Annotated in this window: 18 protein-coding genes; 11 read left to right on the top strand and 7 right to left on the bottom strand. The window is 42.2% G+C overall.

Annotation, left to right across the window (positions count from 1 at the left end):
• Window positions 1–79 precede the first annotated feature (79 nt).
• From OFO01_RS02030 to hisIE, 3 genes are all read left to right on the top strand, one after another.
• Window positions 80–1,006, top strand: coding sequence for a branched-chain amino acid transaminase (locus OFO01_RS02030; protein WP_270858518.1), 927 nt, complete (start codon window positions 80–82; stop codon window positions 1,004–1,006).
• Window positions 1,007–1,014: 8 nt separating this feature from the next.
• Window positions 1,015–2,097, top strand: a complete 1,083-nt coding sequence (locus OFO01_RS02025; protein WP_270858517.1) for an SPFH domain-containing protein — start codon at window positions 1,015–1,017, stop codon at window positions 2,095–2,097.
• Between the two features lie 63 nt (window positions 2,098–2,160).
• On the top strand, window positions 2,161–2,961 hold the full coding sequence (hisIE, locus tag OFO01_RS02020) for a bifunctional phosphoribosyl-AMP cyclohydrolase/phosphoribosyl-ATP diphosphatase HisIE (protein ID WP_270858516.1): 801 nt from the start codon (window positions 2,161–2,163) through the stop codon (window positions 2,959–2,961).
• Between the two features lie 158 nt (window positions 2,962–3,119).
• Here hisIE and OFO01_RS02015 read toward each other — a convergent pair whose 3' ends face one another.
• Window positions 3,120–3,725 (bottom strand): lactate utilization protein, encoded by a 606-nt coding sequence (locus OFO01_RS02015; protein WP_270858515.1) that lies wholly within the window; start codon window positions 3,723–3,725, stop codon window positions 3,120–3,122.
• 248 nt (window positions 3,726–3,973) lie between these two features.
• On the opposite strand from OFO01_RS02015, the gene rpmJ reads away from it, so the two are divergent.
• From rpmJ to OFO01_RS01980, 7 genes are all read left to right on the top strand, one after another.
• A complete protein-coding gene (gene rpmJ, locus OFO01_RS02010) occupies window positions 3,974–4,087 on the top strand; it encodes a 50S ribosomal protein L36 (RefSeq protein ID WP_270858514.1) in 114 nt (37 codons plus the stop codon).
• A gap of 3 nt (window positions 4,088–4,090) precedes the next feature.
• Window positions 4,091–4,459 (top strand): 30S ribosomal protein S13, encoded by a 369-nt coding sequence (gene rpsM, locus OFO01_RS02005; protein ID WP_270858513.1) that lies wholly within the window; start codon window positions 4,091–4,093, stop codon window positions 4,457–4,459.
• A 10-nt stretch (window positions 4,460–4,469) separates the two neighbouring features.
• Window positions 4,470–4,862, top strand: a complete 393-nt coding sequence (gene rpsK, locus OFO01_RS02000; RefSeq protein WP_270858512.1) for a 30S ribosomal protein S11 — start codon at window positions 4,470–4,472, stop codon at window positions 4,860–4,862.
• An 18-nt stretch (window positions 4,863–4,880) separates the two neighbouring features.
• The gene (gene rpsD, locus OFO01_RS01995; protein ID WP_270858511.1) at window positions 4,881–5,507 is read left to right on the top strand and encodes a 30S ribosomal protein S4; all 627 of its coding nucleotides are present in this window, start codon (window positions 4,881–4,883) and stop codon (window positions 5,505–5,507) included.
• 10 nt (window positions 5,508–5,517) lie between these two features.
• The gene (locus OFO01_RS01990; protein ID WP_270858510.1) at window positions 5,518–6,537 is read left to right on the top strand and encodes a DNA-directed RNA polymerase subunit alpha; all 1,020 of its coding nucleotides are present in this window, start codon (window positions 5,518–5,520) and stop codon (window positions 6,535–6,537) included.
• A 9-nt stretch (window positions 6,538–6,546) separates the two neighbouring features.
• Window positions 6,547–6,903, top strand: coding sequence for a 50S ribosomal protein L17 (gene rplQ, locus OFO01_RS01985; RefSeq protein WP_270858509.1), 357 nt, complete (start codon window positions 6,547–6,549; stop codon window positions 6,901–6,903).
• A gap of 154 nt (window positions 6,904–7,057) precedes the next feature.
• Window positions 7,058–8,863, top strand: a complete 1,806-nt coding sequence (locus OFO01_RS01980; protein ID WP_270858508.1) for a Na/Pi cotransporter family protein — start codon at window positions 7,058–7,060, stop codon at window positions 8,861–8,863.
• Between the two features lie 75 nt (window positions 8,864–8,938).
• Here the strand turns inward: OFO01_RS01980 and OFO01_RS01975 are convergent, their stop codons facing one another.
• Genes OFO01_RS01975 through recA form a run of 6 tightly spaced genes read right to left on the bottom strand, consistent with a single transcriptional unit; the run spans window position 8,939 to window position 13,769 of the window.
• Window positions 8,939–9,556, bottom strand: coding sequence for a hypothetical protein (locus tag OFO01_RS01975; protein ID WP_270858507.1), 618 nt, complete (start codon window positions 9,554–9,556; stop codon window positions 8,939–8,941).
• A gap of 10 nt (window positions 9,557–9,566) precedes the next feature.
• Complete coding sequence (locus OFO01_RS01970) at window positions 9,567–10,199, bottom strand: NAD(P)H-dependent oxidoreductase (protein ID WP_270858506.1); 633 nt, start codon at window positions 10,197–10,199, stop codon at window positions 9,567–9,569.
• A 9-nt stretch (window positions 10,200–10,208) separates the two neighbouring features.
• Window positions 10,209–10,943, bottom strand: coding sequence for a hypothetical protein (locus tag OFO01_RS01965; protein ID WP_270858505.1), 735 nt, complete (start codon window positions 10,941–10,943; stop codon window positions 10,209–10,211).
• Complete coding sequence (locus tag OFO01_RS01960; RefSeq protein ID WP_270858504.1) at window positions 10,940–11,482, bottom strand: FtsB family cell division protein; 543 nt, start codon at window positions 11,480–11,482, stop codon at window positions 10,940–10,942. The genes OFO01_RS01965 and OFO01_RS01960 overlap by 4 nt, the downstream gene beginning before the upstream one ends.
• On the bottom strand, window positions 11,482–12,732 hold the full coding sequence (eno, locus tag OFO01_RS01955) for a phosphopyruvate hydratase (protein ID WP_270858503.1): 1,251 nt from the start codon (window positions 12,730–12,732) through the stop codon (window positions 11,482–11,484). The genes OFO01_RS01960 and eno overlap by 1 nt, the downstream gene beginning before the upstream one ends.
• Window positions 12,732–13,769 (bottom strand): recombinase RecA, encoded by a 1,038-nt coding sequence (gene recA / locus OFO01_RS01950; protein WP_270858502.1) that lies wholly within the window; start codon window positions 13,767–13,769, stop codon window positions 12,732–12,734. Before recA ends, eno begins: the two co-directional genes overlap by 1 nt.
• Before the next feature lie 124 nt (window positions 13,770–13,893).
• Between recA and OFO01_RS01945 the strand changes: the two genes are divergently transcribed.
• Entirely contained in the window at window positions 13,894–14,757 is an 864-nt protein-coding gene (locus OFO01_RS01945; protein ID WP_270858501.1) for a menaquinone biosynthesis family protein, read from the top strand.
• The last annotated feature ends 64 nt before the right edge of the window (window positions 14,758–14,821 follow it).

The raw sequence follows: 14,821 nt of genomic DNA, 5'->3' as shown, positions 1-14,821 counted from the left end.
AAAGCCCAAATTTTGAAAAGTCAAAATTTATAAAATTTTAGATAAAATCACAGGTTTAAATTTCAAAAAAGGATGTAAAATGGCAAAGGTTCAACCGGCAAATTTAATTTGGAAAAACGGCTCGCTAATCCCATGGGCTGAGGCTACAACGCATGTTTTAAGCCACTCGCTTCACTATGGCAACGCAGTATTTGAGGGCGTAAGAGCCTACAAGACAGACAAGGGTTATGCGATTTTTCGCCTTGATGAGCACACAAAAAGACTTTTAGTTTCAGCCAAACTCTGCCTAATCAAAACCCCTTATAGCTTCGATGAGTTGCGTCAGGCGCAAATCGATGTCGTAGCCAAAAACGACTTTGATCAAACCGTCTATATCCGCCCGCTAATCTACCTAGGATACGGCTCTATGGGCGTTTCATTAAAAGATGTCCCAGTCGATACCGTAGTAGCTGCATGGCAATGGGGCGCGTATATGGGCGAGGAAGCCCTAAGAGCGGGCATTAAGGTCAAAATTTCATCTTGGGCGAAACCTGCTCAACACTCAATGATGGCTAAGGCAAAAGCGAGTGCGAATTATTTCAACTCACAAATGGCAAACTTCGAGGCTGTCGATGCTGGATACGATGAGGCGCTACTACTTGATCCACAAGGATTTGTGGCAGAAGGTCCAGGGGAATGCTTGTTTATCGTAAAAGACGGCGCACTAATCACTCCGCCAAACGATACTAGCTTGGAGTCAATCACTCAAAACTCAGTTATCCAAATCGCCGAGAGTTTGGGCATAAAAGTCCTTCGCCAACGCATTTCGCGCGATCAAGTCTATGCGGCTGATGAGGCGTTTTTCACAGGCACAGCTGCCGAGGTTACGCCGATTAGTAATATCGACGGACGCATTATCGGCAAGGGTGAAATGGGCGAGATCACAAGCAAATTGCAAAAAGCGTATTTTGCGGTCGTTACTGGTAAAGACCCTAAATTTGAGCACTGGCTCACATATATCAAATAAGGATAATTATGCCGGCAGATTTAAATGATTATTTCAACAAAAATAAAAAAAATGGTGGCAATGAAAATGGCGGATTTAGCTTTAAGGGGCCAAATTTGCAGAATTTAGGCGGCTTTAAATTCGGCGGATTTTTCTACTTTTTAATCGCTATTATCGCGCTTTTTATTATTGCAAAACCGTTTGTGACAATCCAATCTGGCGAGGTTGGAGTTAAATCAAATTTGGGTAAATACGATCCCACACCGCTTGGCGCCGGAATCCACTTTTTCGTGCCGTTTATCCAAGATATTTTTGTGATTGATACGCGCGTGAGAATCATCAACTACACTAGCAACGAGGATATGGCTACAAGCAGGGCAAGTGGCGGAAGTATCGGCGGAATCATCCGCAAAAATTCGCTTTCAGTGCTAGACTCTCGCAACCTGCCAGTAAGCGTGGATATCACCGTGCAGTATAAACTAAACGAGAGCACCGCGCCTGCGACAATTGCTGAGTGGGGGCTTTTATGGGAGGATAAAATCATCGATCCTCGCGTCAAAGATGTCGTGCGAAGCGTCATCGGAAACTACCCAGCCGAGGAGCTTCCGACTAAGCGTGAAGAGATTGCTAAGGCGATCGATCAAGGAATCCGCTCGAATATAGACGCGCTTTCAAATTCGCCTGTGGAGCTAAGAGCTGTGCAACTTCGCGAGATAATCCTACCGCCAAAAATCAAAGAGCAAATCGAGCGCGTGCAAATCGCCAAACAAGAGGCAGAGCGCACCAAATACGAGGTCGAGCGCGCTAACCAAGAGGCTCTTAAAAAAGCAGCCCTTGCCAAAGGTAACGCTGACGCTGTAAAAATCGAAGCCCAAGGCAAGGCGGACGCCGTGAAAATCGAGGCTGATGCGCAGGCGTATGCAAACACAGAAATCGCAAAAAGCCTAAATCAAAATTTGCTAAATTTAAAGCAAATCGAAACTCAGGCGAAATTCAACGAGGCTTTGCGTGAGAACAAAGACGCGCAGATTTTCCTAACCCCAGGCGGTGCGGTGCCAAATATCTGGGTCGATACCAAAAACAAACCGCAACAATCGGCGATTAGCGAATAATAAATTTTGCAATCCTTTCCTAGGATTGCAAAATCGCGTAAATTTATCAAAAACGGAGATTTTATGATTAAGGTTGATTGGCAAAAGGTCGCTGGCTTGCTCCCAGTGGTGGTGCAAGATTACAGCGACGGGGCTGTTTTGATGCTTGGCTATATGAACGAAGAGGCGCTTGCTTTCTCGCTAGAAACGGGGCTGGCGCACTATTTTTCGCGCACGAAAAATCGCATTTGGAAAAAGGGCGAAGCAAGCGGAAATGAGCAAATCATAAAATCTGCGTTTTTAGACTGCGATAATGATACGCTATTGCTCAAAGTCGAGCAAAAGGGCGGTGTGGCGTGCCATACGGGAGAGAAGAGCTGTTTTTTTAACGAAGTAAAATTCGGCGAGAATTTGGCAAATTTGGCGCAAAATTCGGAGCAAAATTCGCAAAATTTGGGCGATGAAAACACTGCGCCCAAAACTGCGCGCAAAATTTCGCCTTATGATATTTTAGATGAAATTTACCATGTTTGCTTGGATAGGAAATTTAACGCTGACCCCGCGAAATCGTATGTCGCAAGCCTGTATAAAAAGGGCGAAAATAGCTATCTTAAAAAAATCGCCGAAGAGGCGTGCGAGTTCGCGCTAGCTTGCAAAGATCTAACCCGCGCAAAATCTGCGCCAAGTAGCCAGCGGGCGCAATTTGGCGAGCATAGAGCGGGCGAGCCAGAATACGACGCGATTTACGAGGGCGCGGATATTATTTTTCACATGCTTGTGGCTTTGGCAGATCATGGAATCCACCCTGAGACGATTTTGCGCGAGCTTGCACGCCGTGAGGGTATCAGCGGGATAGAGGAGAAAAATTCAAGGCAGGAAAAATAAAATCCTGCGAATTCGCCGTCATTACGGGCAAAGCGTTGTAATCTAATAAAATTTGAATAAATTTTGAAAATTTTAAGCTATGGACTTTTAAATTTTTCCACTCGTATATTGCCATTGTGAGCAAGGTGTGCCCGCAATGACAAAACAGCGAAATTTGCTTAAAATCCTAAATTTTCGTTGATCAAAATCACTTCGTATTCACAGCCATACGGCGGATAGTAAAATATGCTAAACCCCCTGCACATGCGCTCTTTGCTCTTGCAGTCGTAGCATTTATCCCCGTTTGCCACGCACGGGGTTTTTGATTTAAAGCGATTTGTATTTTTCACGGCGGCTATGTCTCTAGCCCTGCTCATCGCACTATCAAAATCCGGAGCGATTTTGTTTTTGCCCACGATGAAATAGACCTTTTTGTGCCCGTAGCAAATCGCTGCTATGCGGTTGCCGGTGCCGTCGATGTTGATGATTTCGCCGTCTTCTGAAATGCCATTGACAGACGAGATATAAACATCGGTCGTAAGGGCTTTTTTGCGCGTTTCATCGACGCTGAGATTTTTGTCAAGTAGCCAGTGCCAGTAGGTTTCGTTGTGCTCTCTGAGGCTCTCATACAGCCCCATTTCCTTGACGCTCATCGAACCGCCAAAGCCCACGCTGACATCGTGGATATAGATATTTAGATACTCCACAGCCTTTTCTTTGCTCTCAAAAGCGCTGACCTTGTAACCTAATTTTTCCAAATTTTTGGTTATTTTGTCGAAATTCATACCTGCCCCCTGAAATAAAATTTGGTTATTTTATCAAAATTTGCAAAAATTTAATTTAAATTTTGCGTGTTAAATAAGTAAATTTAAAGCAAAATTTGGATAAATTTTACCCTTTGCAACTAACTGCGTGAAGAAGTGTTTTCAAAATCACCGCTATTTTGAAAACAGTTGGTTTGATACTTTCGCCTGAAATTCGTTAAACCTAAGTGCAAGTTGCATTGAGCGGAATAAAATTTTAGGAGTGTAGGATGAAAGTTCGTCCTTCTGTTAAGAAGATGTGCGACAAATGTAAAGTCGTCAAACGCAAAGGTGTTGTCCATGTAATTTGTGACAATCCAAAACATAAACAAAGACAAGGATAAGTTATGGCTCGTATCGCAGGTGTTGATTTACCAAAGAAAAAAAGAATTGAGTATGGCCTAACTTATATCTATGGTATAGGTCTTTTCACTTCAAGAAAAATTCTTGATGCCACTGGCATTTCTTACGACAAAAGAGTTGCTGATCTAAGCGAAGATGAGGCTGCTACAATCCGCAAAGAGATCCAAGAAAACTATATGGTTGAGGGTGATCTTAGAAAAGAAGTTGCGATGAATATCAAAGCTTTGATGGATTTGGGTGGTTATAGAGGTTTAAGACACAGAAAAGGTCTTCCTGTTCGCGGTCAAAAAACAAAGACAAATGCTAGAACCCGCAAGGGCAAACGCAAAACTGTCGGCGCGGCAACTAAATAAGGATTAAGAAATGGCAAAAAGAAAAGTTGTTAAGAAAAAAACCGTTAGAAAAAATATAGCAAAAGGTATCGTTTATATCTCTGCTACATTTAATAACACAATGATTACAGTTACAGACGAAATGGGAAATGCTATCGCATGGAGCAGTGCTGGCGGACTAGGATTTAAAGGCAGCAAAAAATCAACTCCATACGCAGCTCAACAAGCAGTAGAAGATGCGCTTGGCAAAGCAAAAGAGCATGGCATTAAAGAAGTTGGTATCAAAGTTCAAGGTCCAGGTAGCGGTAGAGAAACTGCTGTAAAGAGCGTGGGTGCTATTGAGGGTATTAAAGTTACATATTTCAAAGACATTACTCCTTTGGCTCACAATGGTTGCAGACCACCAAAACGCCGCCGCGTATAATAAATTTAGGAGAATATAATGGCTAGATATACAGGACCAGTTGAAAAATTAGAAAGAAGACTAGGCGTTGATTTATTTATGAAAGGCGAAAGAAGACTAGCTGGAAAAAGCGCTCTTCTAAAAAGACCTTATGCGCCAGGCCAACACGGACAAAGACGCGCTAAACTTAGCGAATACGGCTCACAACTAAGAGAAAAACAAAAAGCTAAATTTATGTATGGCGTTAGCGAGAAACAATTCCGCAAACTATTCGCAGAAGCTGCTCGTCGCGATGGAAACACAGGTGCGATTTTAATCCAACTATTAGAGCAAAGACTCGATAATGTAGTTTATAGAATGGGCTTTGCTACAACTCGCCGTTTTGCAAGACAACTTGTAACTCACGGACATATTTTAGTCGATGGAAAAAGACTAGATATCCCATCATACAATGTAAAAGCTGGACAAAAAATCGAAGTTATCGAAAAAAGCAAAAACAATCCTCAAATTTCAAGAGCGGTTGATTTGACAGCTCAAACAGGTATCGTTGCTTGGGTCGATGTAGAGAAAGAGAAAAGATATGGAATTTTCTCACGCGTTCCAGAAAGAGATGAAATAGTTATTCCTGTCGAGGAAAGATTTATCGTAGAGCTTTACTCTAAATAGTAGGTGAAACATGAGAAAAATTACAACATCAGCTCATATGCCAACTGAATTAAAGGTTGAAAATGTCAGCGAAAATGTTGCTAAAATCGTAGCATATCCTTTTGAGACAGGATACGGCGTCACTCTGGCTCACCCTTTAAGAAGATTGCTATATACTAGCACCGTCGGATTCGCTCCAACTGCTGTCAAAATCGAGGGTGTAACCCACGAATTTGATAGTATGAGAGGTATGCTCGAAGATGTTGCTGCATTTATCATAAATTTGAAAAGCCTAAGATTTAAAATCAAAGGCGATTCAAAAAGAGAGGTTGTAGAATACAGCTTCAAAGGACCAAAAGAGATTTGCGGAAGTGATCTTGCCAACGATTTGGTCGATGTAGTAAATCCTAGCGCATATTTGGCTACTATTAACGAAGATGCCGATTTGAAATTTACTCTAATCGTAGAAAAGGGCATTGGTTATGTTCCAAGCGAAGAGATAAGAGACACTCTTGATAGCGATTATATCGCGCTTGACGCTTTCTTTACGCCTGTTACAAAAGCAGTGTATGATATCGAAAATATCCTAGTCGAGGATAACCCAGACTTCGAAAGAGTAGTATTTACGATCACAACTGACGGACAAGTAAGCGCAATCGACGCATTTAAAAATGCGTTAGAGGCTATGTATCAACAACTAAGCGTTTTCAAAGGCATAGTAAATATCAATATTTCTGATACTTTGGGAAAACAAATCCCTACAAATTCAGAATTTGCTAAATTATTTGAAAGCATTAATAGTTTGAATTTAAGTGCAAGAAGCTTTAACTGCTTAGAAAAAGCCGATATTAAATTTGTCGGTGAAATCGCTATTATGAGCGAATCAGAGCTAAAAGACCTTAAAAATTTAGGTAAAAAATCTCTTGAAGAGATTAAAGGCATTATGGAAGAAATCGGTTATCCATTGAGTAATGATAAACCAGAATTTTTAAGCAAAAAAGATAGCCTTAAACAAAAGCTTGAAGAGCTTAAAGCACAATCAAAAAATTAAGGATAATAAATGAGACACAATCACGGATATAGAAAGCTAGGTCGCACTTCGTCTCATCGTGCTGCACTGCTAAAAAATTTAACTATCGCACTAGTAAATAGCGGCAAAATCGAGACAACGCTTCCTAAGGCAAAAGAGCTTAGAAGTTATGCTGAAAAACTAATCACAAGAGCTAGAAAAGGCGATAGCGAAGCTCATAGATTTGTTTTCGCTGCATTACAAGACAAAGGCGCAACAAACAAACTAGTTACCGAAATCGCTCCAAAATACGAGGGCGTAAATGGTGGCTATACTCGTATCATTAAAACTCGCGTTCGCCGTGGCGACGCAGCTGAGATGGCATACATCGAGCTAATTAGCAAGTAATCAAAATTCGGGAGAAATCCCGAATTTTAAATTTTAAAATTCTTCAAATTTCCCTTTAAATTTCAACCTTTAAATTTAGATTTTAATCCCAAATTTACGCAAAATATTGTAACATTTCGACTTTTAAAAGCCTCAAAAATAAAAAAGGAAAAAGTTGCAAATCCAAAATGATTTTTTAAAAAAACTAATTGATTTAAGGCACAAAATCGCCTTTGGCCTTATCCTTATCATCGCCTGTGCGCTAATGGCGTATTCAAAAAGCTTTATGACAATCGCCTTTGGAATTTGCATTTTTATCTTTGCGATAAATTTGCTAAATCAAGCCCTAAGCGGTCTAAGCATAATCGAAAATTTCTTGCACAGCGTAACTTCTAGCAAATTTAAAAGCTTTCTTTTTGGGTTTATCACGACCTTTATCATGCAATCAAGTGGCCTAGTTAGCGTGCTTGCGATATCGTTTTTAAGCGCGGGGCTAATCGGGCTTAGCGCTGGGCTAGCTATCATTTGCGGGGCAAATTTAGGCACGGTTTCTGGCGGCTGGCTCTTTGCACTGGGGCTAAAAACGCAAATCGCATACTACGCAATGCCTCTGATAATCCTAGGCTCGCTGTTTTTATTCACCAAAAACCAAAATTCCAAAAGTTTTGGCTATTTTTTATTTAGCTTAGGGCTTTTGTTTTTAGGAATCCACTATATGAAGGGCGGATTTGAGGAAATCAAAGACACGGTCGATCTAGCAAAATACGCTATGAGCGGGTTTGGCGGGCTTTTGATTTACACATTTGTGGGTATTGTCATTACGATACTGACCCAGAGCTCGCACGCCACGCTCGCCCTTGTCATCGCAGCTCTTGGCGCGTCGCAGATAAGCTATGAAAACGCAATCGCAATCGCCATTGGCTCAAATATCGGAAGCACAATCGTGGCAGTTATCGGCTCACTTTCGGCGAATTTCGACGGGAAAAAGCTAATGCTTGGCCATGTGATTTTCAATGTCGCCACGGCTGTTTTGGTGATCGCACTGATAAAATACTTTGTGCTTGCCACAGACTGGGTGAGTGCGTATGTGGGGATAAAAAGCGATGATTACGCACTCAAACTCGCTGTTTTTCACACGATTTTTAATACTTTTGGGTGCATGATTTTTTATCCGCTGACCTCGAAACTAGAAATTTTACTAAACAAAATCATTACCGGCAAGGTCAAACGCGCCAAAATCATCAAGGCAAAATTTCTCGATGAAAACGCGCAAAAGGTGCCAAATACGGCATTTATCCTGCTTATCAAAGAAATGGGCAGGTTGTATTCTAACACCGTCTCAATCGTGGCAAAATCAATCAGTATTAGCAAAAATGACCTTAGCTCAGAGCTTGGCTCGGCTGAGATTATCGCCAAACGCTCGAAGCCAAAGGAGATAAATTTCGACGAGCTTTACGAAAACCGCTTTAAAGAGCTTTACTCGCAAATCACAGACTATCTCATCGGCGCTAGCGCAAATGCCAAAGACAGCGATTTGGCGCGCTTTATGAATATCCGCAGAGCTAGCCTGCTTCTAGCCGAAACGCTAAAAGATGTCAAACTAATCCAGCCAAATATCTTTAAATTTATGAGCTCATCGAACGAACATATCCGCGCCGAATACGACAAACTGCGCGCAAAAATCGTAAAAATGCTCCGCATTATGGAGAGTTTGCGGGATTTCGAAATTGATAGCAAAGAGGGTATGAAGGAGCTTAGGGCACTTTTTGAAGAATACCGCAAAAGCGCGCTTGCACCCGATAAACTTCTAGCCGAAAAGCTCATTTCAAACAAAATGGCGACCTCGCTGATGAACGATATGGAAATCGTCAATGAAATCACTTCAAGGCTTTTAAAAATCGTGGAAATTACATTTAATTACGGCAAAGAAAACGATGATTTTGAAATTATCCGCGATAATCTGCGCCCAAAAGAGGTGTGAAATTTCGCTTTTGTGTCAAATTTAAGTAGTAAATTTTCGCCAAATTTGGCCCCTTTTGGCAAAGGGGCTTTTGGATTAATCCGCCAAATTTATCGTATCGATAATCTCTCTGGCATGGATTGCATAATCGTTAGCAAGGGCTTTTTGGAAAATTTCGGCTAGTTGCTCATACGAGCCATCACCTCCGCCGAAAAACTCGCTGTCGCCAAAATTTCGCTCGTTTGTAGAGATTGTTTTATTATAAATCGGCTTGCCGTTTTTTAGAATTTTAAGCTTCAAATCGTAGCTGATAAATGGTTTTGCCGTCACATCGAAGCCGTCTGCGCTATAAAAGCCAAATTTAAAATCGCTGATTTGTGGGACGATTAAAAGCGCTGTTTGGCTTATGAGTTTTTCATCATTTACGAGATTTGCGCGGAGCAAATACGAGCCGATAAATCGCTTCGTTTCGCCCCCGACAAACTCACCAAGGCTAAGGGTTAGATCCTTTTTTTTGCCAAGGCTAGTTGAAGAGATGAAAGTTTGCTCGCTCATAATCTCAGCTGGGATATAAATTTGGGCTTCCTGCATGGCGTTTGCGACTAGGATATTTTCATCATACGGGGCGACATCTGCGCCGTTTTTGAACTCGGCCTTGTGCGCGCAACCAGCAAAAAGCGCGCAAACAAGGGCAAAAGAAAAAAGCTTTTTCACGAAATTTCCTTTATTTTATCACTTTTACGACATCGTCAAATGCACGGCGCAGTTTTTTAGGCTGTGGATTTATGCGATATCCAAACGGAAGCACGAGTGCCACGCGGCGGTCGTTTGGCTCATATCCTAGCACTCTTGTAAGTTCAAGTCTATCATCAATCCCCTCGATTGCGCAGCTATCGATCCCACGGCTTGCGGCCTCGTTCATCATAGTCATCGCTGCGAACATACACTGAGCGTGCGACCAGCCAAATAGCAACTCATCGTCGTTTTTGAAATTTGCATTTAAAAATTCATCGTAGAATTTCACCCTTGCCTCGCACTCTTCCGCGCTTTTGTCCTCACGGCGAGAAATCATTTTGGCGATGTATTCGCTGCCGTTTTTGAGCTCAGAAATTTTCGCCATAATTACGACAAGGCGCGCCGAGGTGGTGATTTGAGGCTGTTTCCAGCAAAGATTGCAAATTTTTTGCTTCATTTCATCATTTTGGATAACCAAAAAATCCCATTGTTCAAGCCCAGTCGAGCTTGGAGCCAAAATGCCCGCTTCTAGGATTGCTCTGAAATCCTCGTCTGATATTTTTTTGTTTTCGTCAAAAATTTTGCATGCGTGGCGAAAATTTAAAATTTCTGTATGTGTCATACTCTCTCCTTATTTTAGTTTGATTATGTAGCCATTGGCGAAATTCTCAAAGCTAGCGTTTGATTCGCCGCTGATTTCGAGGCTGTAAAACCCCTCATCTCTGGTGATATTAATGTCATAAAACCCGCCCACATTTACCATAAATCCAGCCTGACTAAGCTTCATTTCGTCCCTAAAAAGCTCGATTTTTGCAAATTTGCTTTTGTTTGTATCGAGGGATTTAATCTCATCTTTTGTGATGATTTCAAGACTATGATTTTTGATAACGAACTGCAATTTATCATCAAATTTAATCGTCTCTAACGGCAAATCAAGGCGTGGCGTAAAGTATGGCTTAGGCATAGAAATACCGCCGTTTTGCTCCAAATTTGGGTCATTTGAAGTGACAGAAACATCTAAAATTTTAGAAAGCGCAGGTTTAGCTCGCGCACTTAGCATAAAATCATCTCGCCAATCCACAGAGCGATTTATGTCGATGATTTTTTCCTGTGTTGCGCCGTTTTCGTCGCTATAACGCACTACGATTTGTGTGATTACCTTGGCGTTTGAGGGGAGCGAAAACAGCTGCGAGGTAAAGTCATCTGGCGGGATTATGGGCTTTATGACTTGAAATTTAGGCGCACTTAAATTTTGCTCTGCGCTTGAATTTTTGTCTTTGTTTGTGGAATTGGCGTCTAAATTCGCGCTAGAATTTGTATCAGCTAGCAGTAAAACTGCGCATAAAAAGGGTAGTAAAATTTTCATTTAACCAAATCCGGATCTAGCAATCTGCGCTCCAAATATGTCTTTTGAAGCTCGGCATTTTCGCTTTTTAGCCTTTCGATATCCGAAAACAAAAATGCCTTTTGCTTCTGCAAATCGCGCAAAACCTCCAACGAGCGCTTGCCAAAAAGCACATCGTATAAGAAAAATCCAGCATAAGCGATAGCCACTAACCCGCAAAGCGCAATGGCGATTTTTTTAAATGGCGATTCGATTTTTCTGAAATTTCTAGGTTTGCTAAATTTTGGCGAATTTTGAGAATTTTGAGAATTTTGTTTTGGCGCAGTATTTGCTGTGCGAGCAGAATTTGCGCCCGAATTTGGCTTTTGCGCCGAATTTGCGCTATTCGCGCTAAATTCTTGTTCGTAGAAATTCCCGGCTAAATTTTCACTTTTGCCCTCTTGCTCATCGTAAAATTTAGCCCCGATTTGGCTTAAAATTTCGCTATCATCGCCAAATTGTGCGCGCTGGGCGTAAGAGCCAAGCTCGCGCGCACCACTACCCTTTTTTTTAAAAAGCATTATAGTCTGTTGCCCAAAAATTCGTCGCTTTCGCACTCGATTTCAAGTAAGCGGTTGTATTTTGCGTTGCGCTCGCTTCTTGAAGTAGCGCCCGTTTTGATTTCGCCTGTATTTAGCGCAACCGCGAAATCAGCGATAAACGCATCTTCGCTCTCGCCACTTCTGTGGCTCATAATGCAGCGATAGCCGTTGCGTTGCGCTAGGCGCACGGTTTGCATGGTTTGGCTAACAGAGCCAATTTGATTTGGTTTAATCAAAATCGCGTTTGCCACGCCTTTTTTGATACCTTCTAGCAAAATTTTCTCATTTGTTACAAACAAATCATCGCCTACAAGTTGCACTTTTTTGCCAAGGCGCTCGGTTAGCTTTTTCCAGCCGTCCCAGTCATCTTCGCTTAGACCATCTTCGATTGAGAAAATTGGGTATTTTTCGCACAAATTCGCGTAGTATTCAATCAACTCTTCGCTTGTGAATTCTCTGCCTTCTAATTTGTATTTTCCGTCCTCGTAAAGCTCGCTAGAAGCGACATCTAGGGCGATTTTGATCTGCTCGCCCGGTTTGTATCCAGCTTTTTCGATTGCGCTCATAATGATTTTAATCGGCTCTTCGTTGTCTTTTAAATTTGGTGCAAAACCGCCCTCATCGCCCACAGCTGTGCTATGACCTGCGTCGTTTAGGATTTTCTTTAAGGTTTGATAAATCTCAGCTGCTGCGCGCAAAGCGTCGCTGAAATTATCGAAACCAAACGGCATAATCATAAATTCTTGGAAATCCACGCTGTTGTTTGCGTGTGCGCCACCATTTATAATATTAAACATAGGCACAGGCAAAATGCTAGCGTTTGCCCCACCTAAATAGCGATATAGTGGCATATTTAGGCTTTTTGCAGCCGCTCTTGCAACCGCCATAGAGACGCCCAAAACAGCATTTGCACCTAAATTTGAGTAATTCTCAGTGCCGTCAAGCTCCAACATAGTATCATCAATAAATTTTTGATTATACGCATCGGCTCCCACGATTGCCTCAGCGATTGCTTCATTTACATTAGCGACCGCTTTTAGCACGCCTTTTCCGCCAAATCTCGCGTCTTTATCGCGTAACTCCAAAGCCTCTCTTTTGCCAGTGCTAGCCCCACTTGGCACTACTGCGCTCGCTACTGTGCCGTCGCTTAGCTCGACTGTGGCTTTGACCGTCGGATTACCTCTGCTATCTAAAACCTCGATTGCATAGACATTTTCTACAAATACCATTATTCTTCTCCTTTATCATCATCGCTAGAATCGCTTAAATTCACGCCTTCGCTTCCCATTTGTTCTTTTATTTTGCCTAGAATTTCATCGGCTACGCTTGGATTGTTTTCTAGGTAAATTTTGGCATTTTCTCTACCTTGACCAAGCTTCGTATCGCCATAGCTAAACCACGCGCCACTTTTATCGACAATGTCGAGTTTGACGCCATAATCTATTAACTCGCCTACTTTGGATACGCCCTTGCCAAACATAATGTCAAATTCTGCCACTTTAAACGGCGGAGCGACCTTGTTTTTGACCACTTTTACCTTCGCGCGGTTGCCGATTGGTTCCTCGTTTTGTTTGAGTGTGGCGATTTTGCGGATATCGATACGCACTGATGAGTAAAATTTCAGCGCATTTCCGCCTGTGGTGGTCTCTGGCGAGCCGTATCCTGTCATACCGATTTTCATACGAATTTGGTTGATGAAAATCACCGTTGTTCCCATTTTATGCACGACGCCTGTGAGTTTGCGAAGCGCTTGGCTCATAAGGCGGGCTTGAAGTCCTACATGCTGATCGCCCATATCGCCGTCGATTTCGCTCTTTGGCGTAAGTGCTGCGACGCTATCTACAATTATCAAATCAATCGCGCCACTTTTGGCTAGGGTTTCGACGATATCAAGGGCCTGCTCGCCAAAGTCTGGTTGGCTCACATATAGATTGTCTGTATCTACGCCCAAATTTGCGGCGTATTTGACATCTAGCGCGTGCTCGGCATCGACAAATGCGCAAATTCCGCCAGCCTTTTGGCACTCGGCGATGATATGAAGTGTCAAAGTAGTTTTACCAGAGCTTTCTGGTCCGTAAATTTCGATAATTCTGCCCTTTGGCACGCCACCGATTCCAAGGGCGATATCAAGGCCGACTGAGCCTGTGGATATCGCGTCGATTGCCTCGACTTGCTTATCGCCAAGGCGAACCAAAGTGCCTTTGCCAAACGCTTTATCAATCGATTTTAGCGCGGCGTCAAGGGTTTTTTTCTTTCCTTCGTCCATAGTATTCCTTAAAAAAAATTTACCGCTGATTTTAGCAAAATAACTTTAATAATAGGTTGTGTTATATGGCGAAATTTAACCCTTTTTTGTTATGATTGCACAAAATCAAATTTAAGGTAAGATTATGAAAAACATTAGCGTTGCTCACTCGCCCGATGCGGACGATATTTTTATGTATATGGCGATTAAATTTGGCTGGGTAAATTCCGCGTGGCTAAGATTTTCTAACCACGCAGACGATATTCAAACGCTAAATTTGGCAAGTCTTGCTGGGACTTATGATGTTTGCGCTATCTCTTTTGCACTGTATCCAAAAATTTACGCTGATTACGCTCTACTTCGCACAGCTGTGAGCTTTGGCGAAGGCTATGGACCAAAACTGATAAAGAAAAAAGGCGTAAAGCTAAAACCGAATTTCAAAGTCGCCCTAAGTGGCGAACACACGACAAATGCGATGATTTTTCGCATTGCTTACCCAAACGCTAGGATTGTTTATAAAAATTTCTTAGAAATCGAAAATGCCGTGCTTAGTGGCGAAGTCGATGCTGGGGTGCTGATACACGAAAGCATTTTGGATTTTTCTAACCAGCTTTGCGTAGAGCGCGAAATTTGGGATATTTGGAGTGAGTTAAATGGTGAAAATTTACCGCTTCCGCTTGGCGGTATGGCGCTTCGCAGATCGTTACCACTAACTGACGCGATTGAATGCGAAAGGGTGCTGACTGACGCCGTGCGGGTCGCTCACGCAAATAAATCTTTGCTTTCAAAAATGCTGATTGAGCGAGATTTGGTGCGGGTCGATGATAAAAAACTCGAAATTTATCTAGGGCTGTATGCAAATGAAAATTCGATTACGATGAACGAAACGCAACTAAACGCAGCGCAAAAGCTCTTTGATTTGGGCTTTGAAAATGGCTTTTACAGCGAACAAATTTGCGCACGAGATATGCTGATACCGACAGAGTATAATGAGATTAGGAATTCGTAGAATTTTAAAATTTTGCAAAAATACTGCCCTGAAATTTTAAATTCGTGGCAATGACAAATCGAGT

Origin of the sequence: Campylobacter sp. JMF_01 NE2, assembly GCF_027737365.1 — a bacterium.
Taxonomy (GTDB): Bacteria; Campylobacterota; Campylobacteria; order Campylobacterales; family Campylobacteraceae; genus Campylobacter_B.
Note: the sequence above shows the minus strand (reverse complement) of the source record. Positions and strands in the feature narration are given on the sequence as shown.

What these genes read in the sequence shown, in the direction of transcription:
- OFO01_RS02030 (WP_270858518.1), top strand. Translation starts at nt 80, where the DNA reads ATGGCAAAGGTTCAACCGGCAAATTTAATTTGGAAAAACGGCTCGCTA.
- OFO01_RS02025 (WP_270858517.1), top strand. Translation starts at nt 1,015, where the DNA reads ATGCCGGCAGATTTAAATGATTATTTCAACAAAAATAAAAAAAATGGT.
- hisIE (WP_270858516.1), top strand. Translation starts at nt 2,161, where the DNA reads ATGATTAAGGTTGATTGGCAAAAGGTCGCTGGCTTGCTCCCAGTGGTG.
- OFO01_RS02015 (WP_270858515.1), bottom strand. Translation starts at nt 3,725, where the DNA reads ATGAATTTCGACAAAATAACCAAAAATTTGGAAAAATTAGGTTACAAG.
- rpmJ (WP_270858514.1), top strand. Translation starts at nt 3,974, where the DNA reads ATGAAAGTTCGTCCTTCTGTTAAGAAGATGTGCGACAAATGTAAAGTC.
- rpsM (WP_270858513.1), top strand. Translation starts at nt 4,091, where the DNA reads ATGGCTCGTATCGCAGGTGTTGATTTACCAAAGAAAAAAAGAATTGAG.
- rpsK (WP_270858512.1), top strand. Translation starts at nt 4,470, where the DNA reads ATGGCAAAAAGAAAAGTTGTTAAGAAAAAAACCGTTAGAAAAAATATA.
- rpsD (WP_270858511.1), top strand. Translation starts at nt 4,881, where the DNA reads ATGGCTAGATATACAGGACCAGTTGAAAAATTAGAAAGAAGACTAGGC.
- OFO01_RS01990 (WP_270858510.1), top strand. Translation starts at nt 5,518, where the DNA reads ATGAGAAAAATTACAACATCAGCTCATATGCCAACTGAATTAAAGGTT.
- rplQ (WP_270858509.1), top strand. Translation starts at nt 6,547, where the DNA reads ATGAGACACAATCACGGATATAGAAAGCTAGGTCGCACTTCGTCTCAT.
- OFO01_RS01970 (WP_270858506.1), bottom strand. Translation starts at nt 10,199, where the DNA reads ATGACACATACAGAAATTTTAAATTTTCGCCACGCATGCAAAATTTTT.
- OFO01_RS01965 (WP_270858505.1), bottom strand. Translation starts at nt 10,943, where the DNA reads ATGAAAATTTTACTACCCTTTTTATGCGCAGTTTTACTGCTAGCTGAT.
- OFO01_RS01960 (WP_270858504.1), bottom strand. Translation starts at nt 11,482, where the DNA reads ATGCTTTTTAAAAAAAAGGGTAGTGGTGCGCGCGAGCTTGGCTCTTAC.
- eno (WP_270858503.1), bottom strand. Translation starts at nt 12,732, where the DNA reads ATGGTATTTGTAGAAAATGTCTATGCAATCGAGGTTTTAGATAGCAGA.
- recA (WP_270858502.1), bottom strand. Translation starts at nt 13,769, where the DNA reads ATGGACGAAGGAAAGAAAAAAACCCTTGACGCCGCGCTAAAATCGATT.
- OFO01_RS01945 (WP_270858501.1), top strand. Translation starts at nt 13,894, where the DNA reads ATGAAAAACATTAGCGTTGCTCACTCGCCCGATGCGGACGATATTTTT.